The sequence below is a fragment of the Cutibacterium modestum genome, from assembly GCF_008326345.1.
Classification (GTDB): domain Bacteria; phylum Actinomycetota; class Actinomycetes; order Propionibacteriales; family Propionibacteriaceae; genus Cutibacterium; species Cutibacterium modestum.
This window is the reverse complement of record NZ_BJEN01000002.1, coordinates 91,096-116,633: the sequence shown is the minus strand read 5'-3', so window position 1 is coordinate 116,633 and position 25,538 is coordinate 91,096. Positions and strand designations below refer to the sequence as shown.

Here is a 25,538-nt window from a genome sequence, read left to right as displayed (position 1 = left end):
TATGACGACTCCTATAAACGGTACAGCTCTGATCCTTGAAGGAGGTGGCATGCGTGCCGCCTACACCAGCGCCGTCGTCGTCAAGATGCTCGGGCTGGGTTGGGAGTTCCCGCATGTCTCCGGTATCTCCGCCGGGTCCAGCCTCACCGTAAACTACATTTCCCGCGATCCCGAACGGACCCGCCGTAGCTTCACTGACTTCGTTGCGGACCCCCGGTTCGGCAACCTCGGCACCTGGTTGGCGGGGCGTGGATACTTCGATGCCGAGTACATCTACCAGCGCACCGCCAAGCCCCACCAGGCCCTCCCTTTCGACTTCGATACCTTCTGCGCCTCACGCCAGGCCCTACGTATCGGCGCCACTCGTACCAGCGACGGCAAGCCGGAATGGTTCACCCGCAAGGACATGACAACACTGGATGACCTCATGGTGCGGGTACGGGCGTCCTCGACCATGCCCGGATTCATGCCCCCGGTAACCATCGATGGCATCGAGTACGTCGACGGAGCTTTAGGGGACACCGGTGGTATCCCGATCGACGGTGCCCAGCTCGACGGATATGACCGGTTCTTTGTGGTCTGTACTCGGACCCGTGATTACGTCAAAAATGAGGTCAAACGTCCTCAGGCGCTTCGGCGGTTGTTCCGACGCCATCCTGCCGTCGCTGAAGCAGCCATCGCCCGACCAGCCAGGTACAACGCTACCCGCGAGATGTTGCGCGATCTCGAGTCAGACGGGAAGGCCTACGTCTTCTACCCACGCGTCATGCCCGTGACCAATAAGGAAAAGAACGTCACCAAGTTGCGTCAGGCCTACGCTGTCGGGATGGCCCAGGTGAACGCCGAGCTGCCCCGGTGGCGGGACTTTCTGGGAGTCTAAGCCTTAGCCTCGGATAGCGCTCCAATGGCCCGGTGGTTCTCGGCAGGAGACCCGATCGACAGACGAATTCCCTCTCCACTCCAACAACGCGCGAAAACGCCCCGCGACGTCAACACCTCGTCGATCCGGTCAGTACCGTCACCTGTGGCAAGCCAGAAGAAGTTCGCTTGGGAGGGTCGGACTGGCCACCCCTGGCGGGTGAGTTCGTCGAAGACCCTGGTCCGCTCGGTAACGATTTGCTGGACCCTCTCGTTGAGTTCGTCCTCGGCGGCCAGCGATGCGATCGCAGCCTGCTGGGCCAGAGAGGTCACCGTGAACGGAGTGGCGACGCGACGCAGGTCGTCACTAATCTCGGTGTTGGAGATGGCGAAACCAATCCGCAGCCCAGCCAACCCATAGGCCTTGGAGAAGGCGCGCAGCACGACGACATTGGGGTGGTCATCGAGAAGGGTGAGCCCGTCCACAGCGCTGGCGCCACGGTTGAAATGGCAATACGCCTCGTCCATGACGGCGATCACGTCCTCCGGCACCCTCGCTAAGAACTCCTCCACCTCATCGGTGTGCAAGACGGTTCCGGTCGGGTTGTTGGGGGTACATAGGAAGATCACGCGGGTAAGATCGGTGATCGCGTCGGCCATGGCGCGTCAAGGTCATGACGCAGGTCGACGGTCAGCGGCACCTGGATCGGGGTGGCCCCGGCAACTTTGGTGAGGATCGGGTAGGCCTCGAAGGACCGCCACGGAAAGATGATCTCGTCACCGGCACCGGCGAAGGCATGCATGAGCTGGCTGGCTACCTCCGTCGATCCAGCCCCCACCGCCACCTGGCTCACGTCGACGCCGAAGTGACCAGCGATGGTCGAACGTACTTCCTCAGCACTCATCGACGGGTAACGGTTGAACCTCGGCAGCGTACGAGTGACAGCCTCGACCACACTCGGCAGTGGTTCGAAAGGATTCTCGTTGGATGACAGCTTCACAGCGTTCTCGCCGTGACTTGCCCCTTGCTTGTAGAGCGGTAGTCCTCGAACAACATCACGTCGGTCCTGACTCACGTCATCCTCCCATTCAACGTTCGCTAGGACTCCTTCACACTCCCCCGACAGTCGCTGTCGCGATGCTCTACCACATCTGGCACAGACCAGCCACGCTTTACTTGGCCCCGATCCTTCGTCCGACTCCCTCGGGTGATACGAGTTGTTCATGTATCAAAAATCCACTGCAGCCCTGCTGGCGCTGAAGCTTGCCTTAGCAGTGCCTGCTACCGCATCCGCCTCCCCAACCACATCTCCATCCCCCACTGCTAGTGGCAACAGTGACTTGAGACCCGAACAGGGTTCCGCCAAAGTCGCATCCAAAGCCGCTCCCTTCATATCGAAAATAGACAATCCTCACTATTCATCCAGTCATGCTGGAAGTGTCAATGTCCATGGATGGTGGCTAGATGATCATGGCAACTTCAGCGGAATGAAGGCCCGAGTTACGGTTTATCTGTGGGCCAAAAAGGGGTCACAGTGGGTCCAAGTGAACAAGATTCCTAGCAAGAAGAATCCGGTGACTGTCTATGCCGGTGGAGGCGGCGGCAAACGAGCCTCAGGATCAGTATCCTGTCGCAGCCACACACCTACATGGTATCATGGTCAGGTCGATGTGGACATTATTGGCGCCATCGACACACCCAACCGACCCAACTCACAAGACGTGAAATTAAACTGCCGACCATGGTAAAAGAACAACCCTCATGCATCATCGGCAACGTAGCCATCAGCACAACGCTCCACCTCGCACCCAATGACATCGGAGCATTCACCGACACCGATGAACTACGCATCCTCATGGAATCAGCTCGATCCCACGGCTACTTCAGCCCACCCCCACTAGAAAACCGAGAATACCTCATAGAAGAACCCATCGGAGTAGTCGTATCCGACACCAGCCAACCCGAATACCTCACCCTACGCCTAGACTGCCACCCTGAACACCACATCATCGGACGACCCGGCATGAAAATCATGCTCGTCCTCGCCGACGCCCTCCGACTCATAGGGTTATCCACCCCCCAAAGCATCGACGTCGAATGCGTCTATTTCAACCCCCACGACTGGGACCTCCTCAATCCAGACCCCGATAACCACATGCATATGATCGGGACCCTCAGCAACGAGATCTGCCGGTGGATGTCTCCCCACCTCACCTACACCTGGCACGCCACCACCACAAACCCCAACCTCGACCCTCAACTCACACGAAACACCATCAACCGCTGGTTCCCACCAGACTTCGAATACCCCTGGCTAGGACACACACCCCAAGCCCACCAAGAAACCCTCACCTGGCACATGCCCGACGACATCACAGCCCTAGGCTGGCTATTTGACCTCATCACCCTCCTCCAAGGCCAACCACCACAACACATCCACGCCACCCCAAATGAACAAAAAATCCGACCCTGGTAAACCCATCACAAACACAGATATAAATCAGGGAACTCGAAAATCCTCTACACAATCACAAGTACCTCACATCTCTTCACACGGTGAATAGGAACACTCTCTTTAATAGTCATACCCTCTATTAACCTTCTAGCAGCATGACCTACTCGAGAACGAAAAGGAGCCCCCGGCCTCCACAAAAGTTTCCCCGCCCCAACAGGACGCGATTGAACAATCGATACCCCCCTCAATCACGAAGGTGGTCTGGGCGCGACGGTAGTAACCCGGCCGCCCATGCTCACGGTCTCCTGAGCATCCCTGATCTCGATCGTGACGCTGCGTTTGCGGGGATCTACCCCATTTATGACCGGATCTAGAGCGGTCTACTCCTTAGTTCGTTTGCGTTGCACGATGATGGTGGGCGTAAGAGGGTATAGCTTCTTTGGGCGGCGCATTCCTCTCTTGAGCCTCTCCCGATCTGGCAGAACCAGGATCGCGCAGACCAAGTGAGAGCCTGACCGGCCGGGGTGGGTGACCGAATAGGGAGCGAGGGTTCTAGTCCCCTAAGACTCGACGTGGCCGAGCCGGATCTTGCAAGAGATCCTCTAAGTAGCCGAGAATTGCGCGTTTCCCGGTGGTGGTTAGTCGGTGACGTGGACCTTGCTTCCGGCGGCCCGGAAGGCGTCAAGCGTTGCCTGAGGCGCATCTTGCATGGTGACCAAGTCGTCGATGTCTTCGATGCCTCCGAAGCGAAAACTCGAGGTCCGTGAAAGCTTGTCGCTCGTAGCAGCCAGAATAACCCGGGCCGAGGATGCGAGGATGGCGCGTTTCACCAGGGCGTCTTGATGTGTCGTGACCGTCAGGCCCATGGCAGGAGAGGCAGAACATGTGCCGATGATGGCGACATCGGCCCGGAACGCACCTAACGCGCGTAAGCATGAAGCAGCCTCGTAGCGCAGGCTTTCGGGCATGAGCGTTCCGTCCGGCGTGCTTACGGTGGCTACGCCGCCTTCACCCAGGGACAGCGCGGCACGCAACGAGAGACACAAGGCCGTGATGGGACGTTCCTGAAGAGCCTGTGCCACGGCGACCATGGTCGAGCCATTGTCGATGATCACGGACATGTCGTCGGTCACGAGGCGGGAGACCAGCTGGGCTATGGCCGCCTTGCCGGCAGCGTTCTCGTCCGACCGCAAGGAGTAGGGCATAGGCATACCGCGCAGGTTCACCGTCACCGCCCCGCCATGCACCTTGCGTAACTGTCCGTGGCCTTCGAGCTCGGTCAAATCGCGGCGGATCGTCGCCGGCGAAGCGCCGGTAAGCTCTACGAGTGCATCCACCGAAGTCGGTGAGGCTCCGAGAGAGTTGATGATCATTTTCTGACGAAATAATCGTTGCATATGATTATTCAATCATACATGCTAGTTGCATGTTTCATACGTGGCAGCGAATTTGGGCCATCCTCAGTACCAAGGGCCTGGTCGTCACCGCAAGCGTGTGCCGCCAGGTGGCCGGGCAGGATGGAGGCGGCAATAACACGCACTGATTCACGACTGGCTGGTATCCAGGCGGTCCTGTTCGACATGGACGGGACGCTGGTGGACTCCAGCGCAGCGGTCGAATCTATTTGGTCAGCCTGGGCTGAACGGAATAGCATCCCCATTGCTGATGTCCTGGCCTGGTGCCATGGCCGGGATGTGGCCGCAACCATCACCCATTTCTTGCCGCATATCGACTCAGAGATCCTTCAGAGCATAGTGAATGCCCAGCTAGACCAGGAGTGCATACAGCTCGACAGCATCAAGCCGGCGGCAGGTGCCCTGGAACTCCTCATCTGGCTCGAGGCCCACCACATCCCCTGGGGCGTCGTCACCAACGCGCCGCGACGACTCGCGCTCGCCCGGCTCAGCGCTGCCACCATCGACCCACCGCTCTTGGTCACCCTCGAAGACGTCGCGCATGGCAAGCCAGCGCCCGACGGCTACCTCCACGCAGTCCGCTCCTGCGGTGCCACGCCAGCCCGAACGCTGGCCGTGGAGGACTCTGCGTCCGGCCTCGCAGCTGCACGCAGCGCCGGCACCGTGGTCGTTGCCGTGGGAGGACGCAGTGATGCTGACATCGTGTGTCACGACCTTGTCGACCTGCACCGCCTGCTCGCTCAGCCATACTTCGAATAGCTCGATCGAGAGAGCAGAAAACCGTGAACGTCACGACCTTGCAAACTCAGGGCGAGCAAGCGGTGGCCACCAGAACCAACGCCATCGAACCGTCAGCCCGCGACGGGGCGGCACGCTGGCCACTGAGCATCATCCTGCTGCCCCCACCGCCAGCAGAGAACATGCTGGCCGCCCTGACACAGGAAGCCGTCGGCCTCGCCGGGACAGACCACCTGCACAGCGGGGCTACGGACTGTGCACACGTCACCGTCCGAGCGCTGGAAAACCGGCGGCCGGTACCGCAGCAAGACCCGTTCGCGACCAGATGCGCGAGCGCGCTCGACCGAGCCTGTGCCCGTCACGCACCCTTGTCCATGAAACTCGAGCGCCTCCTGATAACCCCCGGAGGTGTTCTTGCGCTCCTGCACCCCACCAGCCCAGACGCCGACGAATTCCGCACCCACACGCTCGGCCAGGAACTCGGGCCGGACGCCTACCGGGAAGGTATCCTCAGTCCCCGGGATCTCTGGTACGTGTCCCTGCTCCACTTCCGCGGCCCCGTCGAACACCCCGAAAACCTCGTCACCTGGAGCCACCAACAACTCGCTCCGACCGTATGGACTTTCCCTGTCGCAACGCTGTGTACCTACGAAACCACCACCACGGCGATGCGTCCCAACATCTACCACACGGCCACGTTCGGGCGGACGATCCGACCGCACTACTTTGACGCGACCAATGGGGTGGGCGGTAGGCAGGTTAGTCGGTGACCCAACCACGTTTCCCACGGGGAGATCCTCGTGTCTTGACGAAGGCAAGTCTTTTTCCCCGACGTGAAAGAGGAACTCCATATCTTCTGGGAGAGATCCCTAACGATAACCTGAGGATTATGTTTTCAGTAGTAAAAAGTCGTTCCTCGTTCAAGCAACTAAAACTCGCTGGTCTGGTGCAGCACCTGGGGGCAATAGGTCGGGTCGCCCTGTTACAGATCACATATGGTAGTGCACAGACAGTATCCGTAGCTTAGATATACTCGGCTGTGACGCCGTGGGCGCGGGCTACGCCGTGCGCAACTTCTGGGATGAGTTTAAAAAGGCGGTCGCGAGCTTGCGGGGAGAAGGCGCGTAAGGTCGACTCGACGGTGGCGTCCTCAGGGATGACGTTGCGGGCCGTTCCGGCAATGATATGTCCCGACGTGACGACGACAGGGTCGAAAACATCGAAGCGCCGGGCGACCATCGTCTGCAACGCCAATACGAGCTCAGCTGCCGCTGGTACCGGGTCGTGAGAAAGATGCGGGGCTGACCCGTGTCCGCCGCAGCCTTCAAAAACGACGGTCGAGTTGTCGTTAGAGGCCATGACGGTGCCTGATCGACAGTGGTAGGTGCCGGCGTCGTCCATGCCCGACCACACGTGTAGAGCGTAGACGGCGTCGACTCGGCGTCCAGAAGCCTCTAAGACGCCTTCATCGATCATCCATTGAGCGCCACCTTCGCCCTCCTCACCCGGTTGAAACATGAAGACGACGTCGCCGGGGAGCTCATCGACCCGCTCACACAGCTCACGGACGGCCCCAACCAGACAGGTCATGTGGCAATCGTAGCCACACGTGTGCATATTGCCATTCGTGCTAGCCCATTCCAGCCCGGTGCGCTCCACCACCGGCAGAGCGTCCATATCGGCGCGCAATAACACTGCGCGACGTTCCCCAGTCGGGGTGCCACGTCTCCGCAACACCGCGGCGATTGAGCTCAACTCCTTGCCGGTGCTGATCTCCAGCGGAAGCCCCTCGAGCTCCTGCAAAATCCGTGCCTGGGTATGAGGCAGATTGAGGCCGAGCTCCGGTATGCCGTGGAACTCATGTCGCAGTGCGACGAGATCGTCTTTGAGGGTGTTGAGAAACCCGCTGCCCATGTGTCCTCGCTCTCTGTTAGGTTTCTTAACCTTCTCGAACCTCGAACAACGAGACGAAATATAAGATTGTTCACATATTGGACACAGGTAGAGTGCTGGGAAGATAGCCATTAATACTTCAAAGGAATAATGGCCCAAGTTCTCACAATACGCGATATTAAACTGCCAACCATGGTAGAAGAACAACCCCCATGCATCACTGGCAATGTAGCCATCAGCACAACGGTTCACCTCGCACCCAACGACATCGGAGCCTTCACCGACACCGATGAACTACGAATTCTTATGGAATCAGCTCGATCCCACGGATACCTCAGCCAACCCCAGTTAGAAAGCCGGAAATACCTCATAGAAGAACCCATCGGGGTAGTCATATCCGACATAAGTCAAGCCGAGTATCTCACCCTCCGCCTGGATTCCTACCCGGGGCACCATCTCATCGGAAGACCCGGCATGAAAACTATGCTCGTCCTCGCCGACGCCCTCCGGCTCATTGGGTTATCCACACCCCAAAGTATCGACGTCGAATGCATTGACTTCGACCCCCACGGCTGGGATCTCCTCAATCCGGACCCCGACACGCACATGCATATGATCTGGACCCTCAGCACCGAAATCTGCCGGTGGATGTCTCCCCATCTCACCCATACCTGGCACGCCACCGTCGCGAATCTCGCCCTCGACCCTGAGCTCTCGCGCGACACCAGTCAGTCGCTGGTTCCCACCGGACCCCGAATATCCGTGGTTAGGGCACACACCCCGCGGCGACAAAGAAACCCTCACCTGGCACATGCCTGACGACATCACAGCCCTTGGATGGCTATTTGACCTCATCACCCTCCTCCAAGGCCAACCGCCACAGCGCATTCACGCCACCCCAGGAGAACAAAGAATCCGGCCATGGTGAGCCCGTCACGAAACGCCGATGTCAGCGACATGTGGAGTAACACCGACAGAGTCGCCCATTGATTGATCTCGCATTGGGATCGGCAATCGTAAAACTGGCTTAGTCCCGCCGAATCATCACTTCTGACGCGAACTATACGTGGATCACGCGGCGACTACTGTTTACTAAATACCCTCTGACTAGGGCTTTCCTGGGTGGGCCTAACTGGACTTGAACCAGTGACCTCCGCCTTATCAGGGCGGCGCTCTAACCGACTGAGCTATAGGCCCAAAACCTCGACCAATTTCCCGGTTACGAGTGAAAACTCTACTGGACCACACGCCTAGAACCAAATCGGGATCTGATCGAGGTGCCGCGCCCGTATTAAAACGGCACTCCACAACGCACGATAACGTTCGAATGCGGGGTCGTCTCTCCCGTCCGTACCACGAAGGAGACACTGGGCAGCGTCTTCTTGAGGTCCTCATGACTGACCGTGTGAACCTCTTCGATCCGGTTTTTTACCCAAGATTCCGGCTCATGACCAAGGGCCTCATGAGCAATCGTGGCCCCTTCGACGACGACCTCGTCAAGGATGGCATCGAAAACCTCCTGAAACCTTGGGACTCCCAGTATCAGAGCAAGATCAATCACCGGGACGTCGCGAGGAATCAGCAATCCAGCGTCAGCCACCGCGAATGTCTGAGTATACCCCAGCCTGGCCACCGCCGCACATAAATGTGGATTGAGCAGTCCATTCTTTTTCATGCATGTTCTCCTCGACGAATATCCTCTACCTCCGCAGTACTGGGGTAAGAGGCCTGAGCTCCCGGCTTAGTTACCGTCGCAGTCGCCACCGCGGGCGCAAAGCGGCAACCCTTGAGAAGAGTACGGCCACGAGCCAGTTCCGCAGCCAACGCACCGACGAACGCATCGCCGGCACCGACGGTGTCAACAGCTTCTACTCTCGCCGCGGCTACGGAATCAAACCCTTCTGGCCCACCGACGATGCACCCCGCCGATCCCAAGGTGATGACGACGCTACGACACCCCAGACCCAGCAGCTCCCGCAAGGCGACATCGGGGTCGTCCTCCAAATGAGGAGTTGTTGACCCCAACGCGGCAGCGACCAAGGCCGCTTCATGCTCATTAACCACCAGCGGATCAGCCATACGAATCACGTCAGAATCGACGTCAATAACCGGGGCTAAATTGAACACGAACCGCTTCGCACGACGAGCCGCCTCGGCAATTCCGTCAGATGGGATCTCGCCTTGGCATACCACGATGTTAGCGCTCTCGACCCGCTCGGCTTGAGCACGGACGCTCGCAGAGTCAACGGTCCCATTGGCAGCAGAGATCACGATAATCGAATTCTCCCCCGAATCCGCCACCATAACGATTGCGGTGCCAGTCAGAATGTCCCTACGCACGACACCGCCAAGACCAACGCACTCCGAGAGTAAGGAGAGCGCCGTATCAGCCGTCGGATCCTTGCCCACAGCTCCGACCATCTCCACCCGAACGCCGCAGCGCGCCGCCGCCAGGGCTTGGTTCGCTCCCTTCCCGCCAGGGGTCAGCGTGGCCTTTCCCCCAGCCAGAGTCTCCCCCGGCCCCGGAAACCTCTCCACACCGACCCTCATGTCGGCATTAATTGACCCGACAACGACGACTTTCGCTGCCGCGGACTGGTCACTCATTCGTAATCCTTTGCGTTGTCCTTAGTCACCAGCAAGACCTTAATCGGGGTTGTCTTTGACACTTCTTTGCCATCCAGGATTTCGGCTGCCTGGTCCACTGCGGTCTTGCCCAACAAACCGGGCTGCTGAGCAATCGTCGCTCCGAGAGTCCCGGCCTTAACGGCTTTAATTCCATCGGCAGTGCCGTCGAATCCCACGACCTTGACACTCTTACCAGCCTTCGAACCGAGGGCGGAAATCGCACCGATAGCCATCTCGTCATTCTCAGCGAAGATGCCGGTTACCTTTGGGTGGGCCTGCACGAGGTTGGTCGTCACGTCGAGAGCCTTAGAGCGATCAAAATTGGCGGTCTGCTTGGCAACCACCTTGATGCCCGAGTGCTTAGCAATCTCGTCACTGAACCCCTTGCCACGGTCACGCGACGCTGAGGCACCTGGAGTCCCTTGCAGGTGGATGATTTCGCCCTTATCACTCATAATTCTTGCAAGCTCCTTGGCCGCCTCGGCACCACCGGCGACGTTGTCGGAAGCGATAAAGGATGCGACATCCCCGCTCGAGGAGCTGCAATCGACCGCAATAACTGGAATTTTCGCCTTGTTAGCGCAGCACGAGCCTGATCCCGCATCGGGCCCCAGCTAACCAGTCCACCACGGCTGGGGGTACGTCCCAGCATGATGTTCTCAGCGACTGACATCTGCGGAACGAGGTTGAGTTCCTGATGAATCGTCGCGACGCCCTGAGCTTCCGCGGCCTTGACGGTAGGCAATTCGACGAGGTTACCGTCAATAATAACCGAGCCAGAATCGGGGTGGTAAATGCCGCTCATCATCTTGATGAGGGTGGACTTTCCGGCTCTGTTCTCACCGAGCAGGACGCGCACCTTTCCCGGGATGACGTCCACCGACACGTCTTGAATGACCTTGACGGGTCCGAATGCCTTGTTGACGTGGTCGAGTCGAAGTACTGGTGTCACTGGTCCTCCTTGACCATTCGGGTTGACGCCCTGACGATGAGGTGGGTGTCCAAGCGAATAGAGCTAGTTGGCTCGCCTGACATAGCACGGTTGAGTAGGTCGACGGCGACCTTCCCCATGGCGTCGATATCCTGGGCAACCACGGTGAGGGCTGGGTTAGTGAGGCTAAACACCGGCAAGTCGTCAAAACCGACCAAGTCAATCTCGTCACCGATGCGGATCCCCTGGTCAATGCATGTTCGCAGCGCCCCCATCGACATGAGAGAGTCAGAGGCAAAAATGGCAGTTACACCACCGTCAAGTAGTCGTCGAGCACCCACGCGTCCCGATTCTTCCTGAAAGTCACCTTCGACAACGAGGTCCCTGTCGACCCCGTGCTCAGCCAACAGTTGACGATAGGCCTGGTAGCGTTCCAAGCCCGTCGAGGTTTGCTGAGGCCCGGTAATAAAACCGATCCTGCAATGCCCACGATCCACCAGGTGATCGACGGCCTCTCTCATGCCATTCTAGGGATCAGAAGTAACGGCTGACAGCGAAGACCTCGTGATTTCGCGGTCCACGCACACTACCTGGACACCGTCGTCAACTAATTCCGTGACGGCCCGCCCGCCACTGCTAGTCGGCGTCACAATCGCCCCGTCAACTCTCTGACGACGTAAAGTATCGACGTACCGGTTGAACTGGTCGGGAGACTCGTCGGCATTGCACAGCAACGTTGCCCAACCATGAGCGAGACACGCGTTCTCAACGACGGACGCCAACTCAGCAAAGTACGGGTTGCGGATATCTGGTACGACCAACCCGATGACGCCACTGTGGGCAGACCGCAACGACCTAGTATGAGCGTTCGACAGGTAGCCCAGCTCCTGGGCGGCGCTCCGCACCGCACTGCGTGATGCTTCCGAGGTCGCGGAATTGCCATTGAGAACCCTTGACGCCGTCCCCACTGACACTCCTGCCAGCCGCGCGACATCCTTGATCGTCGGTTTGCGATTCACCTTCCCCTCCTCTCATCGTCGAGTGCGAGGTGCCGGGGATCATTCCCCTGATTCACCTTATGGAAACGTTTCCATAAGTACGTGATTTAATGGAATCACATTGGACAACCAGTGCCAAGGGGCACTACGAAATCTGCACCGCGTCCCCGACAATCCTGCGGGTTCCTCATCAACCGTGGTTTTCGAGGCTGTGGCAATCCTGCGCACACCGCAGGGTTGTGCCATGCGAAGTGGCAACTAATCCGAAGACGAACACGTTTGCCACACCAAGTCCGCAGCTCTTGGCCGCCACAACGCACGCGCACTCAAACACACTGGTACACGACGCGGTTACAGCACCTACCAGTAGGCATATATGCATCGTCATAGCAAGCGCCACTAAGCATGGGATTCCGTGGCAATGCGCCGTATCGAAAGGTGCGAAGGATAAGTGGACGCGCGAGGCCTTGGGCACTGATGCATTCTGACTTGCGATCAAACCACTGATCCTCAAGGAGTTTCACGAGAGCGCCGCCGAGGTGCCCGCCGGTGCGGAAGCAGAACCTATACATCCATTGCAACACTGTTTCAGTTCGTTGCAGTACGTGCTAAGTAAGAGTACAGAAGCCTCACGATCTCACTGTCAAAGACGACTGAGGCACTAAGTGAGACGATGAAGACCAACGGAAGGATATCTATGTCAATCGCACCGCACCTCGTCGTCATTGGGATCGGCCACGTCGGCTCAGATGTCGTCACCAATGCCGCCGCCCTGGGACTCTTCTCGCGCATATCCCTTATCGACGTCGACGATAAGGTCCGTGAAGGCCAAGCACTTGACAACCACCAAGCCACCGCCGTCGCTCCCGTCACGACAACCACCATCACGGCAGCCGACTATGACGCATGCCGCAGCGCCGACGCCATCATCGTCTCCGCCGGGCCTTCCGTCTTACCCGACACCTATGGCGGCGATCATGACTCCCGCAATTCGCTGGCCCAGATCAACTCGAAGATCATCCGGGAGGTGATGGAAAACATCTGCCGCTACACCCACAGCGCCCCGGTCATCCTCATCACCAACCCCCTGGACGTCAACGTCCACATCGCAGCGACCGAGTTCGACTACCCAACAAACCTCGTATTGGGCACCGGTACCGCCCTCGACTCAGCCCGACTGCGCCGTCATCTAGCCGACTGGGCTGGGGTCAGTCCCGACCCGGTGCAAGCCTTCATGTTGGGCGAGCACGGCGCAACGGCGTTCCCTTATCTCTCGCACGCGACAATCGGTGGCCTCACCCTAGCCGAGGTGACGACCACTCTAGGTCTGCCGCCATTGTCTGCCGAGCAGGTGGGCCACGACGTCGTCCAATCGGCCTTCGACGTGCTCGAAGGCAAGGGATGGACCTCCTCGGGGATTTCAAAGGCGGCAGTGAGTCTGGCACGGGCCATGCTGCTCGACCAGCGGTCTATTCATCCGGTGTGCACGCTGGCCGACGGGGTCATGGGGTTCCACGGCGAAGTGTCTTTGTCCCTACCGACGGTGATCGGTGGTCGCGGGGTAGAGCACCACCTCGACATCGCCCTCAACGACTGGGAACAGCAGAAACTGCTAGCCTCGGCCAAAGCAGTGCGTGGGGTGTACGACTCGGTACGACCCACCTGAGTCCACCTCCCCACATCAGGGGATCCTCAATCACGGCAACGAGTTCGGTACGCCATGACGACACCGACTTCAGTCCTCAGCGAGGGTAACCTCCAAACCACCCATGACCTGAGCAGCAAGATTGTAAAGGAAGCTAAACAAGGTCGAGATCGCGGTAAACAGCACCGCATTGATGGCTCCAATAAGGGCTGTCAAACCTAGCACACGCCCGGTATTAACGTAATCAGATAGCTGGAACTTTGACGTCGAACTTGGCGAGCTGATGAGGTCGTTGACAACCTTATTCATGGAATCGAAGGCACCCGAAGCACCAATGATGCCCCAGATAATCCAAGTTGCGATGAAGAGAATCACCGCGCCTGCCACACCGAATAGCAGAGAGGTCTTCATGACCGACCACGGGTCGACGCGGGTCAGACGCAACCGGGCCTTGCGCGTGCGTCTCGCAGCGCGTGTCGGCCGATGCGCCTGGGGCGAACGATGTGGTTCTCGCCGGTTCGGGGCCTTCTCCCCCTGGGTAGTCCGCGAATTGGCACGCCTTACCGGGGTAGACGCCGTCGTCCGCTTGCGATCAGACTCCTGACGCGGATCAGGGCGTTGCTCGCCCTTCCCCTGGAAGGTACGGAGGGCATCACCGGCGGTCCAATGGGTTGCCTCCGGGTCGTCGGGACCGGGATGCGTCACCTTCGTCTCGTCACTCACCGTTGTCCTCCGGCTTCATGTCGTTTTCCGCCGTATCGGCGGCACGGTCGTCGTCCACAGTATCGCTTTGCAGCAGTACATCCCTGGATTCGGCCTGCGTGGCATCGCCTTCACCAGTTTCCACTAATTCTTCAGTAACTTTTTCCTCGACAGCGTGCTCGGGGTTGAGAGCAATAATCGAAACAGCGTCCTTCCCGCGCACGGAGACGAACTTGACCCCCATTGTGGAGCGTCCCTTGGCGGGAACTTCAGACACGGCCGACCTAGTGATTTGCCCTGACGTCTTAATCGCGATGATCTCGTCAGCCTCGCTCACCACCAGGCCACCAACGAGAGAGCCACGCTCCTCACTAAGGGCCATCGCCTTGATGCCGAGCCCTCCACGCCCCTGCTGACGGTACTCCGAGACGGCAGTGCGCTTGGCGTAGCCACCGCCGGTCGCAGTGAACACGAACCGATCGTCTTCAGGCATGTCGGAGTGGATGATCGACATCGACAGCAACTCGTCGTCGCCACGGAACTTCATGCCGGTAACACCCGAAGTAGCACGCCCCATTGATCGCAGCTGGTCGTCGCCGGCGGAGAATCGGATCGCCTGACCCTTGCGGCTGATAAGCAGCACGTCGTCGCCGGCGGAACACTGCTCAGCACCGATGAGCTCATCGTCCTCGGTACGGAAGTTGATGGCGATGACGCCAGCCTGCCGAGACGAGTCATAAGCCTTGAGAGCTGTCTTCTTAACCATACCCTTGCGAGTGGCCAGGAGGAGATATTCGGCATCCTCATAGGACCGCAGGGTCATAACCTGGGCGATCTTTTCGTCGGGTAGAAAGCTCAGCAGCCCAGCGACATGACCACCCTTGGCGTCCCGACCAGCTTCCGGTAGTTGCCACACCTTGGTGCGATACACCCGGCCCATATTCGTGAAGAAGAGGATCCACTGATGGTTGGTGGTGGTGAACAGCTGGGCCACCTCGTCGTCAGCACGCAAGCTGGCGCCGCGAACGCCCTTGCCACCGCGCTTCTGAACCCGATACAGGTCGGTGCGGGTGCGCTTGGCATAGCCGCCCCGGGTAATGGTGACGACGACGTCATCGTCGGGGATAAAGTCCTCTTCGGAGAAGTCCCCATCGGCCGCGATAATGCGGGTGCGACGCTCGTCACCGTACTTATCAACAATCTCGGCAAGCTCGGTGGAGATGATCTCACGCTGACGATCATCGCTAGCCAGAATTGCCTTGTAATCGGCGATAAGGCGCTCGAGTTCCTCAAGTCGGTCAATGATCTTTTGACGCTCCAGGGCGGCCAGGCGACGCAACTGCATATCGAGGATGGCGCGAGCCTGGATCTCGTCGATATCGAGCAACTCCTGCAACCCGGTGCTGGCGGCCTCGGTATTTGGGGAGCGACGGATGAGCGCGATGACCTCGTCGAGCATGTCGAGGGCCTTGACGAGTGCCCGCTGGATGTGGGCGTCCTTCTCGGCCTGAGCTAAGCGGTACTCGGTACGTCTGCGGATGACCTCCATTTGGTGATCAATCCAGTAACTGATGAACTGATCCAGTCTCAGAGTACGCGGCACATTGTCGACCAGGGCCAGCATGTTGCAGCCGAAAGTGTCCTGTAGCGCGGTGTGTTTGTAGAGGTTATTCATGACGACGCGCGGCTGAGCATCGCGCTTGAGGACGATAACCAGACGTTGTCCGGTACGAGCCGAGGAGTCGTCACGTATGTCGGCGATGCCGTTTATACGGCCGGAATTCACCAGTTCTGCGATCTTGGTGGCGAGATTGTCCGGGTTGCACATGTAGGGCAACTCAGTGACGACCAGGCACTGACGTCCCTTTTTATCCTCTTCCATATCGATGACGGCACGCATCGTCACCGAACCACGGCCAGTACGGTAGGCGTCTTCGATCCCCTGTCGACCCACGATGAGGGCGCCGCCGGGGAAGTCCGGGCCTTTAATGCGCTCCATGCATGCCTCGAGCAGCTCCTCGGAGGAGGCGTCAGGGTGGGCCAGCGACCACTGCACGGCCCTGTTGACCTCACGCAGGTTGTGGGTCGGGATGTTGGTGGCCATACCCACCGCAATACCCGAAGAACCGTTGACCAGCAGGTTGGGGAACCTCGACGGCAGGACAACCGGCTCGGTCTCCTTGTTGTCGTAGTTGGGCTGGAAGTCGACGGTGTCCTGGTCGATATCGCGCACCATTTCCATGGCCAGCGGAGCCATCTTGCACTCGGTGTACCGCATAGCCGCGGCGCCGTCGTTGCCTTGGGAGCCAAAGTTGCCCTGGCCTTGCACTAGCTTGTACCGCATGGCCCACGGCTGGGCTAACCGCACCAAGGTATCGTAGATGGCCGAGTCGCCGTGCGGGTGGTACTTGCCCATAACGTCGCCGACGACGCGCGAGCACTTGTTCCAGCCGCGGTCGGGGCGGTACCCGCCGTCATACATCGCGTAGATGACGCGACGGTGGACGGGTTTGAGGCCGTCACGCACGTCGGGCAGGGCTCGCCCGACGATGACGCTCATCGCGTAGTCGAGGTAGGCGTTCTGGATTTCGTCACGAATCTCGACCGGCTGGATCCCAACGTGACGGCCGGTCACCAATTCTTGACGGTCCGCCTGGTTCTGCTCGTCGGGCTTCTCGTCGTCAGCCATGGAGTGTCCTTTGAATAATCAGTGGATGAGGGAATGAATGCTCAGATGTCGAGGAAGCGAACATCCTTGGCATTGCGCTGAATGAACGATCGGCGCTGTTCGACATCCTCACCCATGAGGATGGAGAACATCTGGTCGGCCAAGGCGGCGTCCTCAAGGGTCACCTGAAGCAGCAGACGCTTGTCAGGGTCCATGGTGGTGTCCCACAGATCCTCGGCGTCCATCTCCCCCAGACCCTTGTACCGCTGGATCGGGTTGATCTGAGGCAGCTTTTTAGCGTGAGCTAGACCGTCGGCACGCAGTAGGTCACGCTCCTCGTCAGAGTAGGCCAACTCGTGAGGAGAGTTCGTCCAGCGCAGCCGGAACAACGGTGGCTGAGCTAGGTAGACGTGGCCAGCGTCAATGACCGGGCGCATGAACCGGAACAACAGGGTCAACAGCAGGGTGCGGATATGGGCGCCGTCAACGTCGGCGTCGGCCATGAGGATGATCTTGTGGTACCGCAGCTTGTCCAGATCGAAGTCCTCGTGGACGCCGGTTCCCAGCGCGTTAATAATCGACTCAATAGTCTCTGAACCCAGCGCGCGGTCGAGGCGGGCTTTCTCAACATTAAGAATCTTTCCTCGCAGCGGCAGGATCGCCTGGATGCGTGGATCACGGCCCTGAGAGGCCGAGCCACCGGCGGAGTCTCCCTCCACAATGAAAATCTCACACTCCTCCGGGCTAGTCGAGGAGCAGTCCTTCAATTTGCCGGGTAACGACGTCGACCCCAGCAGGCCTTTCCGGTTACGGGCCAGGTCACGAGCTTTGCGAGCGGCTACGCGAGCCTGGGCGGCGGCTTGGGACTTTCGGACGATGTTCTTGCCCTCATTAGGATTCTCTTCGAACCAGTCCGAGAGCTTCTCGTTGAGGGTTTTCTGGACGAAAGACTTGGCCTCGGCGTTGCCAAGCTTGGTCTTCGTCTGGCCCTCGAACTGCGGCTCAGTGAGCTTGATAGAGACGACGGCTGTCAGACCCTCACGGATATCGTCACCAGAAACGCGATCTTCACGCTTCTTAATGAGCCCCCAGGTCTCACCCCACCGGTTGACGGTGTTGGTGAGTGCGGCACGGAAGCCCTCCTCGTGAGCGCCACCCTCGATGGTGTTAATGGCGTTAGCGAAGGTATGGACGCTAGTGGTGTATGAGGTGTTCCACTGCATCGCAATTTCCAGGCCCATGCCCTCTTCGGGACGGTGGGACTCCAAGGAGATGATGGTGGGATTGATGACGTCGCGGGTACCAGTGAGGAAACGGACGTAGTCCTTGAGACCCTCTTTGTAAAGGAAATCCTCGTGGACCGGGTTACCCTCCTCGTCGGCGTGGTCGGCGCGACGGTCGGTGAGCACGATACGCAGGCCCTTGTTGAGGAAAGCCATTTCGCGGAACCGATTTGACAGCGTTTCGTAGCCAAAGACGATGGCATCGAAGATCTCATCAGAAGGCTGGAAACGCACCGTGGTGCCCTCACAGTCGTCGGGGCCTAGGGCTTCGAGCTGCTCCAGCGGACCGTCGGGTTCGCCCAGGGTGAAGGACTGACGCCAGTGGTATCCATCTCGCCGCACCTCAACGACGAAATGGGCCGCCAGGGCATTGACGACTGAGGAGCCGACGCCATGGAGACCACCGGAGACCTTGTAACCGCCGTTACCGAACTTGCCACCGGCGTGCAGCTTCGTCAGTACCAAGGTGACGGTGGGGATGTGCTCGACGGGATGCTCCTTGACAGGGATACCACGTCCGTTATCAGTGACCTGACACCAATTATCGTCGAGCAACTCCACCTGGATGGTGTCGCAATACCCGGCCATCGCCTCATCGACAGAGTTGTCGACGATCTCGTAGACGCAGTGGTGCAGACCGCGCTCACCGGTGGAACCGATGTACATGCCGGGCCGCTTTCGGACGGCTTCTAGGCCCTCTAGAACCGTAATCTGACCGGCATCGTAGGAACCGTCGACAGTCATCGGGGGAAGTTCCGAGTCCAGACCGTCAGGTTGATCGGTGGCATCAATAAGAAGATCCTCGGGGGTCTCCCCGTCGATCACGGACTCGGGCGTCTCGGGTTGGCTCACGGGCAATGCGCTCCTGTCTCTGCAGAGGTCACGGTGACCTCTGGGTCTAGCGTCCCTGCCGGATGTCATAATCCGACAGAGAGCCCAACGGCTCAATACTACCGCAGACCTGAGCGGTACCAGACATCGGAACCCGCGAGACGGACGTTGAGAGGGCCTGTGAGCGATTCGACCCCCTCACCCGACCACGGGGTACCGCGTGGGGGGTCACGACGTCAGCAGCGTTACGCCCTCCATTTAGGAGGCGTCCACCCCGACACTCGCCAGGAATCCACATCCCTGACCAGTCACCCTCACCTCATCCCCGGCGGCTAACCAGACGGATTGGCCACGGCTTAATTCGCAATCGTCAGTACCGCAGTGAGCCACTAGCTGGCCCTCTGTCACAAGAAGAATTCGCCCTAGCTTGGTGGCAGGAAGATCGAGGGTCTCATCGTGGTCTTTTAGCACCCACAACCGGAATTCCGGAAACTCTGTGTGATACAGGCCCACTCCTGGAGATATTTGCTGGGCATACTCTCCAACGCACGGTTCAGGAACCATGTTGGCGTGGTTTAGCAGGGCCTTGACGTCGATGTACTTGCTCGTCAGGCCACCACGCAGAACATTGTCGGAATTAGCCATAATTTCCACACCAGTGCCACCAAGATAGGCGTGCATCGTGCCAGCCCCTAAGTGAATCTGCTGGCCTGAGGCCAATTGCACCCGATTCATCAGCAAAGCAACAAGAATGGACGGGTCTCCGGGGTGGTCTTCCCATAATTCGACGGCAGTACTAGCCAGGCCACGGACAGCCTCGTCCGTGCCTTCTTCGAGGTATCTACGGGAAGCCGACACGACCCCTTCAACAACCGACACCACCGAAGCGTCACCAGATAGCACCGTCGCCACGACTTTGGCCAAGCCGTTGTCCTCGCTCAGTGGCGCCAACACTTCGTCTAGTCCGCCAACTTTACCAAGACCCGACAGCAACACCAGGGACGAGGATGGATCACGGAAGCCGCACAGGGCGGCGAAGTCGGTGAGGGCGACAATCATCTCGGGCTTGGGCCAGTCATCGCGAAAGATGCGGTTGGGGGCATCCACCGCCACCCCGGCTTCGTTCTCAGCAGCGAACCCCCTCTCGGCTTGCTCACGCGAGGGATGAGCCTGGATGCTCAGGGCGTGATCGGCCGACAGAATCTTAAGCAGGAAGGGCAGACGATCACCGAAGGCCTCGCGGCTCGGGCCTCCCAGCTCGTCGGGATGATATGCCAACCACTGATCCAAGGGCGTGCCGTCAGACAGGGTCGATGGAGCTTTGGGGTGGGCTCCCAGCCAGTACTCGGCCCACGGGGTACCGTCGGGGTTACCCCCCAGAATGGCCGGAATGGCGTCGGTGGAACCCCAGTCGTAGCGCTGCACATGTCCGATCAGTGGATACATGGCCCAATTTCATCACGTCAGTTGGGTTCGAGCCACCTGGATGAAGACGAAGGAGAGTCCCCCCAACGCGAGGAGCACGCAATCGATACCGTGAACCCACCGCGACCCAACAGAATCCGGCCCCTTGACGGCGACTATCACGCCGAGTACGCACGCGATTACGAAGATGACCCCATAGATATAAACGTAGACCGAGGATCCATCGATTTTCTGATTGAAATCAGTATTTCACCTGGCACATAGTATATTGTCTGGAGACTTCGTTCAGTAATCATGTAGCACCCCACGCATAAGATCGTAGATATAGCCCCCAGGGACACCGAGAAGAGATTCCCGCGTTTTGTGTAATCCGTAAGATATTCATTACCGCGACATCCAGCACCTCCACTTCAACAAGTCCAACCACGTCTTCAGAGAAGAAAACTGTCAAAACCCCTCCCACAACCCCAATCTCTCACCTGCGACGATGAGCCGTCAGGGTCCTACCAAAGACACCATCCACCACGACCGCGGGATCACCTTTCTCATCAACCACCAAAAGTCTGTCTTTGCCCTCTTATCCTCGTACTCATTCCTGCCACGTCCTATCGCGAAAGCCTTCGGTAGAGGAGGATTGCCAGCAGGAGCATTCCCGTCACCTCCACCATGTAGAAAATGCCCTCCAACAAGAGAGCCAGTACGGGATTTATGCTGATTGGGACTCCTCTTACCTGGTAGCTAAAGAATTTCATAAGAACCACGATGATACGGCTGGATGAAGTTCAGTCAATGTGACCGTGTACTCACGGTCACATTGACTGAACTTCATCCTCACCCATACGTATCTCGTGGACCTCTACCCGGTACGGAGCGTGGTCCGTGCTTCCAACTCGGTACATTCGGCCCTTCAATGACGACCTTGGTGACGGTTCCCTCCCCCAGACGACGATTAAGCTCGGCCACCAGCTGAGGCGCGATGGTGCGCAAAGACGTCGCCCACACCGTTGCCTCGGTCCGGACCGTCAAAACTGTGCCCTGGTATTTGATCGGGCTGGAATGCTCCGCATTAGTTGGCCCGACGAGTTCTGGCCAGCGCGAGAGTACCAGGTGCAGGTTGACCTGACGACCCCATCCCTTGGATTGCACCAGATGGGTAAAGGCGTCACCAAGAGCCATCGGGTCGCGGCCGTCCGCCCTAGGACCGGACCATGACGGGGTGCCAGAGCGACGACGGCGTTTCCTCGCGGTAGAACGTCGAGGCGGGGGCAGCAAAACTTCGCCATCATCGTCACGACGCGGGGTTCCGGCCGGTTCACCACGAGCAGCTCGAGCAATAGCCAAGGCAACGTCGACACCCTCGTCATCATGATCAGCCGCTAAGCGACGATCCTCTTCGGTCGGACCCTCATCAAGGCCATCAGACATCGTCACTCCTCTCATAGGCCAGCACCTGGCCACCCCCGACGTCAAACCTCTCCCCGTGCAGAATCTCGGGGACATCCGAGGCTACCGCGGCCGTCACAAGCACCTGATCGGCCTGCACCACCGATGCTGCCAGCCGGTCCCGGCGCGTGACGTCAAGCTCGGCAAAAACGTCGTCAAGGACCAGAACAGGTTCAATCCCATCGTCACGCAATAGTTGGAAAGACCCTAACCTCAAGGCCAACGCCAACGACCACGACTCGCCATGGGAGGCATACCCCTTGGCCGGCATCTCCCCGATCTGCAAGACGATGTCGTCACGTTGCGGACCGACGAGGGTGACGCCGCGGATGAGCTCGTCGGCCCGCCGTTGCGCTAACGCAGCAAGAAACCGATGTGCAAGCTCGTTGCGGTCAATCGGTTCGGGACTCTTCCCCTCTTGCGGAGGCGACCACAGCCCCTCAAGATCAATCGTGGACTTATACGACGCAGTGGCTAGATCGTTCACCGGGGCAACCTCGCGGTAGGCAGCTGAGGTCAGCGGCATCACGGCCGACAGAGTATCTAGCCGAGCCGAAAGCAGTTCGGCACCGATGGTGGCCAGCTCGTCGTCCCAGATGTCCATCGTCGCGCCGATTTCAGCCCCCGCCGATCTCCCTTTACCGGCCAGGGATTTAAGTAACGCATTGCGCTGCTTGAGGACCCGCTCATAATCGGACTTTACCGCCGCCATCCTCGGCCACCGCGTCACCACCAAGCCATCGAGGAATGCTCGACGATCCGACGGATCACCACGCACCACTGTCAGGTCATTAGGCGAGAACACCACAGTTCTCAGCACCCCGAGAATCTCCCGCGGACGGGGCAACGGAGCGCGATTAATGCGCGCCCGATTGGCACGTCGCGCATTAATCTCCACCTCCAGCAGTAAGCTGCGAGCGTCGTCGGCCCCGGCACGAACCCGGCCTCGTACGACAGCCTGGCCAGCTCCCAGCCTCACCAACGGGGTGTCATTGTTGACGCGGTGCGATGACAACGTCGAGAGATATTCCACCGCCTCAACAAGGTTCGTTTTCCCCTGACCGTTAGAGCCAATGAAAGTCGTCGCCCCTGCGGTCATGGGGACATCGACACGGACGTAGGAGCGGAAATCAACCAGTTCGAGGCGCTCGACGAACATCCGGACCTCCCCCGCATTCAGGGAATCAGGTTACCGGACAGGCATGCTCACAGCCACGGTTTACCGTGCAGGACGGTACATCCAGACGGCAACAGCGGGTCATCCCCGCTACGGATGGCGTCGATGACGGCTTCCGGCTCGGACAATGAACCAACCCCATCTCCTCCCCAGGTCAACGCGCAACCCCGTCCAGTACCGACAAGATGAAATCTCGGACCATCGTCGACCGCTGGCTCGGTGACGACGACGAGGCTACCGTCAACGACGGCCGTCAAGTCTACGTCAAGGACCCGCAGGAGATCGTCCGAACCATGGTCGCAGGCATCACAGGAACAGTCCGGGACGATGTCGAAAGGATCAGCGTCCGAGGTGACGGACAGCCCGACGAAAGGAACCTGATCGAAAGTCACCACCGACACGTGCAAGGGCAGCGTGTCACCGTGAGGGCTTGACCACCGCTGTTGTAACCGGCCCGGGCTTTTAGTCATGGTGTCGACGTCGATGTCACATAGTGCCTCAAGGACCGTCTGCCATGCCTGCAGACGCAACACGAGAACGTGATACCTCCCGGGGTCAGTGATCCTGCTGTACTCTTCCTCGGCCGCGACAGAACTACCAGTATGCGGATTCGGCCAGGAAGGCGCGCCAAAGGCATCGAAGACGCGGTCAATTTCAGTCCTGACGTCAGCGATGGTTGTCATGGGACCAGTGTGGCAACCCGTCTAGCAAGGCCACCTGGTACCCCATAGCACTTGTCCACCAGGGGCAGTGCTATAATCCAACACAAAAATGCCTTGTGAGACTGCTGGGCATGGCTTCTTCGTGACTCGAAGCCACGTCAGGAAGGCAACCTCATCAGCATGATGACGTGACGGTAATCCGTCTCCGGCTTGCCGTCGAGGTCATTGAGGCCAGTGACCAGGCAAGGTTTTCCGGGAGCGGTGAAGGAGAAGTGGACGTAGGGGGTATCCAAGGCGCCAAGGGCGTCAGACAGGTAGTGCGGGTTGAACCCAGCCGCGGTAATAGTCGGCTCCCCGTCAACGTGGTTCGTGACGACAGCCTCAATGGCCTCAGAAGCCTGGGCCTGGTCACCTGTGGCCGCCGACAAGGCGACCGAATCGTCATTGATGACCATCCGTAGCGGAGTGTTGCGCTCAGCAACAAGGGAAACGCGGCGTACCGAATTGATGAGCTCATCGGTGCGGGCCCGCACCGAACGGGTGGCCTTGATGTCCATGAGGTGACGCACTTTGGGGAACTCTCCACTGAGCAGGCGAGTAGTCATGCAACGCACACCGTTAGCGCCGTCACCTTCGAAACCGACGAGACCTTCACCGCTGTCGCCAGAAGAGAGGTTCATGGTGACGTGCTCGCCAGAGGTCATCGAGCGCGCAGTCTCATTGATGACCTTGGCTGGCACCAAAGCAGTGGCTTCGGCATCGGTGGCGCTGGGGTTCCAAGTGATCTCTTTGAGAGCCATCCGGTAACGGTCCGTGGCCAACAGTGAGAGGACTTCCCCGTTGATCTCGACGCGCACACCCGTAAAGACCGGCAATAGCTCATCGCGACCAGCAGCCACGACGACTTGGGCGACAGCCTTGGAGAAAAGACTGGCGTCAACAGTGCCCGTGGCCTCAGGCATTTGCGGCAGATCGGGGTACTCATCGACAGGAAGGGCTTGAAGAGTGAAGCGAGCAGATCCGCACACCAAATCCATCTTGGCAGGATCCGTCGTGATCCGAACCGGCTTGTTAGGCAGGCTGCGGGCAATATCAGCGAGCAGCTTGCCAGAGACGAGGGCTTCCCCTGGCTCGTCTACCTGAGCGGAAAGGGTAATTTGTGCGCTGGTTTCATTGTCAGAGGCCGACATCACCACCGAATCGTCTTTAGCTCGTACAAACAGTCCAGCCAAAATCGGCACTGTCGGCCGGTTCGGCAAACTGCGAGCAGCCCAGGCGACAGCTTCGGCCATGACATCGCGTTCCAAACGGATTTCCACTGCGTCCCCTTGACTTGGCGTCTCGCACTCCACGGTGCCTGCATGCTGATCATATCCATGCTTGCCGACCATTGGCACTCTCATGGTGATGACAACGTTGAGAGTTCTCTTGGTAGGGGATTCCTTTTCTTCGCGTTCGAGTTGTTATGCAAGAGGCCTTGTCCCCAATCCACACCCACAGACTTGTAAGAGATAAGGATGTATGTCTTTTCTTCGTACTCATAACCCTTGTGGAACTTGTGGATAACCACCAAAGCCCCTTGTCAGTGGCGTTCTTCGGCAGTGGATGACGACGTGGACCGGATGTGCGTGTCGATGGGGTGGCTGTGGATGTAGAAAGTTGTCCCATCGTTATCCCCCGGCTGTCCACTGGTTTTCCACATCTGGGTGTGGAGATAGACGTAATAGGTAAGAGAGATCGTGTGCATAGACAAGTGGCATGGACATAGCTGTCCCTGATGGCAGG

At 58.9% G+C, this 25,538-nt stretch carries 20 protein-coding genes, 1 tRNA gene and 5 pseudogenes; 7 read left to right on the top strand and 19 right to left on the bottom strand.

Going from position 1 to position 25,538, the window contains the following annotated elements:
- Position 1 precedes the first annotated feature (1 nt).
- Positions 2–880, top strand: coding sequence for a patatin-like phospholipase family protein (locus F1563_RS05110; RefSeq protein WP_002528442.1), 879 nt, complete (start codon positions 2–4; stop codon positions 878–880).
- Here F1563_RS05110 and F1563_RS15020 read toward each other — a convergent pair.
- Entirely contained in the window at positions 877–1,518 is a 642-nt protein-coding gene (locus F1563_RS15020) for an aminotransferase class I/II-fold pyridoxal phosphate-dependent enzyme (protein ID WP_002528441.1), read from the bottom strand. The two genes, F1563_RS05110 and F1563_RS15020, sit on opposite strands and share 4 nt — an antisense overlap.
- Positions 1,485–1,934 (bottom strand): aminotransferase class I/II-fold pyridoxal phosphate-dependent enzyme, encoded by a 450-nt coding sequence (locus F1563_RS15015; RefSeq protein WP_023033838.1) that lies wholly within the window; start codon positions 1,932–1,934, stop codon positions 1,485–1,487. The genes F1563_RS15020 and F1563_RS15015 overlap by 34 nt, the downstream gene beginning before the upstream one ends.
- 199 nt (positions 1,935–2,133) lie before the next feature.
- Between F1563_RS15015 and F1563_RS05095 the strand changes: the two genes are divergently transcribed.
- Positions 2,134–2,607: a hypothetical protein gene (locus tag F1563_RS05095; protein WP_002528440.1), complete on the top strand. Its 474-nt coding sequence runs from the start codon at positions 2,134–2,136 to the stop codon at positions 2,605–2,607.
- Positions 2,601–3,335, top strand: a complete 735-nt coding sequence (locus tag F1563_RS05090; protein WP_149302584.1) for a hypothetical protein — start codon at positions 2,601–2,603, stop codon at positions 3,333–3,335. The genes F1563_RS05095 and F1563_RS05090 overlap by 7 nt, the downstream gene beginning before the upstream one ends.
- Before the next feature lie 44 nt (positions 3,336–3,379).
- On the opposite strand, the pseudogene F1563_RS05085 reads toward F1563_RS05090, so the two are convergent.
- Together F1563_RS05085 and F1563_RS05080 are read right to left on the bottom strand one after the other, a co-directional pair.
- Positions 3,380–3,812, bottom strand: a pseudogene (locus F1563_RS05085) (hypothetical protein).
- Positions 3,813–3,952: 140 nt separating this feature from the next.
- Positions 3,953–4,711, bottom strand: a complete 759-nt coding sequence (locus F1563_RS05080; RefSeq protein ID WP_007434290.1) for a DeoR/GlpR family DNA-binding transcription regulator — start codon at positions 4,709–4,711, stop codon at positions 3,953–3,955.
- 132 nt (positions 4,712–4,843) lie between these two features.
- Here F1563_RS05080 and F1563_RS05075 point away from each other — a divergent pair, with 132 nt between their 5' ends.
- Both F1563_RS05075 and F1563_RS13535 read left to right on the top strand, forming a co-directional pair.
- The gene (locus F1563_RS05075) at positions 4,844–5,488 is read left to right on the top strand and encodes an HAD family hydrolase (protein ID WP_172623628.1); all 645 of its coding nucleotides are present in this window, start codon (positions 4,844–4,846) and stop codon (positions 5,486–5,488) included.
- 353 nt (positions 5,489–5,841) lie between these two features.
- Complete coding sequence (locus tag F1563_RS13535; protein ID WP_050748897.1) at positions 5,842–6,237, top strand: hypothetical protein; 396 nt, start codon at positions 5,842–5,844, stop codon at positions 6,235–6,237.
- Between the two features lie 253 nt (positions 6,238–6,490).
- Here F1563_RS13535 and F1563_RS05065 read toward each other — a convergent pair whose 3' ends face one another.
- Complete coding sequence (locus F1563_RS05065; RefSeq protein WP_002528434.1) at positions 6,491–7,381, bottom strand: M20 metallopeptidase family protein; 891 nt, start codon at positions 7,379–7,381, stop codon at positions 6,491–6,493.
- A 171-nt stretch (positions 7,382–7,552) separates the two neighbouring features.
- On the opposite strand from F1563_RS05065, the pseudogene F1563_RS05060 reads away from it, so the two are divergent.
- Positions 7,553–8,288, top strand: a pseudogene (locus F1563_RS05060) (hypothetical protein).
- Between the two features lie 195 nt (positions 8,289–8,483).
- On the opposite strand, the gene F1563_RS05055 reads toward F1563_RS05060, so the two are convergent.
- From F1563_RS05055 to F1563_RS14075, 6 genes and pseudogenes are all read right to left on the bottom strand, one after another.
- Positions 8,484–8,557, bottom strand: a tRNA-Ile gene (locus tag F1563_RS05055).
- 94 nt (positions 8,558–8,651) lie between these two features.
- Complete coding sequence (gene rbsD / locus F1563_RS05050) at positions 8,652–9,035, bottom strand: D-ribose pyranase (protein ID WP_002528432.1); 384 nt, start codon at positions 9,033–9,035, stop codon at positions 8,652–8,654.
- Positions 9,032–9,967 carry a ribokinase gene (locus F1563_RS05045; RefSeq protein WP_002528431.1) on the bottom strand — a complete coding sequence of 312 codons (936 nt, stop codon included), beginning with the start codon at positions 9,965–9,967 and terminating at the stop codon, positions 9,032–9,034. Before F1563_RS05045 ends, rbsD begins: the two co-directional genes overlap by 4 nt.
- Positions 9,964–10,566: pseudogene (locus F1563_RS05040) on the bottom strand (substrate-binding domain-containing protein); the annotation flags it as partial. The gene F1563_RS05045 and the pseudogene F1563_RS05040, both read right to left, overlap by 4 nt.
- Positions 10,560–10,940 (bottom strand): annotated as a pseudogene (locus F1563_RS05035) (ATP-binding cassette domain-containing protein); the annotation flags it as partial. The pseudogenes F1563_RS05040 and F1563_RS05035, both read right to left, overlap by 7 nt.
- Positions 10,937–11,938, bottom strand: a pseudogene (locus tag F1563_RS14075) (LacI family DNA-binding transcriptional regulator). The pseudogenes F1563_RS14075 and F1563_RS05035, both read right to left, overlap by 4 nt.
- Before the next feature lie 652 nt (positions 11,939–12,590).
- Here F1563_RS14075 and F1563_RS05020 point away from each other — a divergent pair.
- Entirely contained in the window at positions 12,591–13,583 is a 993-nt protein-coding gene (locus tag F1563_RS05020) for a lactate/malate family dehydrogenase (RefSeq protein WP_002528425.1), read from the top strand.
- A gap of 69 nt (positions 13,584–13,652) precedes the next feature.
- Here F1563_RS05020 and F1563_RS05015 read toward each other — a convergent pair whose 3' ends face one another.
- The 8 genes from F1563_RS05015 to dnaN all read right to left on the bottom strand — a co-directional run bounded on the left by F1563_RS05015 (position 13,653) and on the right by dnaN (position 25,072).
- Positions 13,653–14,285, bottom strand: a complete 633-nt coding sequence (locus F1563_RS05015) for a DUF3566 domain-containing protein (protein WP_007434283.1) — start codon at positions 14,283–14,285, stop codon at positions 13,653–13,655.
- Positions 14,278–16,953: a DNA gyrase subunit A gene (gyrA, locus tag F1563_RS05010; protein WP_002528423.1), complete on the bottom strand. Its 2,676-nt coding sequence runs from the start codon at positions 16,951–16,953 to the stop codon at positions 14,278–14,280. The genes F1563_RS05015 and gyrA overlap by 8 nt, the downstream gene beginning before the upstream one ends.
- A 41-nt stretch (positions 16,954–16,994) precedes the next feature.
- Positions 16,995–19,067, bottom strand: a complete 2,073-nt coding sequence (gene gyrB / locus F1563_RS05005; protein ID WP_002528422.1) for a DNA topoisomerase (ATP-hydrolyzing) subunit B — start codon at positions 19,065–19,067, stop codon at positions 16,995–16,997.
- A 237-nt stretch (positions 19,068–19,304) separates the two neighbouring features.
- Complete coding sequence (gene manA / locus F1563_RS05000) at positions 19,305–20,492, bottom strand: mannose-6-phosphate isomerase, class I (RefSeq protein WP_002528420.1); 1,188 nt, start codon at positions 20,490–20,492, stop codon at positions 19,305–19,307.
- 810 nt (positions 20,493–21,302) lie between these two features.
- Positions 21,303–21,896: a DciA family protein gene (locus F1563_RS04995; RefSeq protein WP_002528416.1), complete on the bottom strand. Its 594-nt coding sequence runs from the start codon at positions 21,894–21,896 to the stop codon at positions 21,303–21,305.
- Entirely contained in the window at positions 21,889–23,073 is a 1,185-nt protein-coding gene (recF, locus tag F1563_RS04990; protein ID WP_002528415.1) for a DNA replication/repair protein RecF, read from the bottom strand. Before recF ends, F1563_RS04995 begins: the two co-directional genes overlap by 8 nt.
- 47 nt (positions 23,074–23,120) lie before the next feature.
- Positions 23,121–23,774: a DUF6226 family protein gene (locus tag F1563_RS04985; RefSeq protein ID WP_002528414.1), complete on the bottom strand. Its 654-nt coding sequence runs from the start codon at positions 23,772–23,774 to the stop codon at positions 23,121–23,123.
- Positions 23,775–23,911: 137 nt separating this feature from the next.
- A complete protein-coding gene (gene dnaN / locus F1563_RS04980) occupies positions 23,912–25,072 on the bottom strand; it encodes a DNA polymerase III subunit beta (protein WP_007434279.1) in 1,161 nt (386 codons plus the stop codon).
- Between the last annotated feature and the right edge of the window lie 466 nt (positions 25,073–25,538).

What these genes read in the sequence shown, in the direction of transcription:
- F1563_RS05110 (WP_002528442.1), top strand. Translation starts at nt 2, where the DNA reads ATGACGACTCCTATAAACGGTACAGCTCTGATCCTTGAAGGAGGTGGC.
- F1563_RS15020 (WP_002528441.1), bottom strand. Translation starts at nt 1,518, where the DNA reads ATGGCCGACGCGATCACCGATCTTACCCGCGTGATCTTCCTATGTACC.
- F1563_RS05090 (WP_149302584.1), top strand. Translation starts at nt 2,601, where the DNA reads ATGGTAAAAGAACAACCCTCATGCATCATCGGCAACGTAGCCATCAGC.
- F1563_RS05080 (WP_007434290.1), bottom strand. Translation starts at nt 4,711, where the DNA reads ATGCAACGATTATTTCGTCAGAAAATGATCATCAACTCTCTCGGAGCC.
- F1563_RS13535 (WP_050748897.1), top strand. Translation starts at nt 5,842, where the DNA reads ATGAAACTCGAGCGCCTCCTGATAACCCCCGGAGGTGTTCTTGCGCTC.
- F1563_RS05065 (WP_002528434.1), bottom strand. Translation starts at nt 7,381, where the DNA reads ATGGGCAGCGGGTTTCTCAACACCCTCAAAGACGATCTCGTCGCACTG.
- rbsD (WP_002528432.1), bottom strand. Translation starts at nt 9,035, where the DNA reads ATGAAAAAGAATGGACTGCTCAATCCACATTTATGTGCGGCGGTGGCC.
- F1563_RS05045 (WP_002528431.1), bottom strand. Translation starts at nt 9,967, where the DNA reads ATGAGTGACCAGTCCGCGGCAGCGAAAGTCGTCGTTGTCGGGTCAATT.
- F1563_RS05020 (WP_002528425.1), top strand. Translation starts at nt 12,591, where the DNA reads ATGAAGACCAACGGAAGGATATCTATGTCAATCGCACCGCACCTCGTC.
- gyrA (WP_002528423.1), bottom strand. Translation starts at nt 16,953, where the DNA reads ATGGCTGACGACGAGAAGCCCGACGAGCAGAACCAGGCGGACCGTCAA.
- manA (WP_002528420.1), bottom strand. Translation starts at nt 20,492, where the DNA reads ATGTATCCACTGATCGGACATGTGCAGCGCTACGACTGGGGTTCCACC.
- F1563_RS04995 (WP_002528416.1), bottom strand. Translation starts at nt 21,896, where the DNA reads ATGTCTGATGGCCTTGATGAGGGTCCGACCGAAGAGGATCGTCGCTTA.
- recF (WP_002528415.1), bottom strand. Translation starts at nt 23,073, where the DNA reads ATGTTCGTCGAGCGCCTCGAACTGGTTGATTTCCGCTCCTACGTCCGT.
- F1563_RS04985 (WP_002528414.1), bottom strand. Translation starts at nt 23,774, where the DNA reads ATGACAACCATCGCTGACGTCAGGACTGAAATTGACCGCGTCTTCGAT.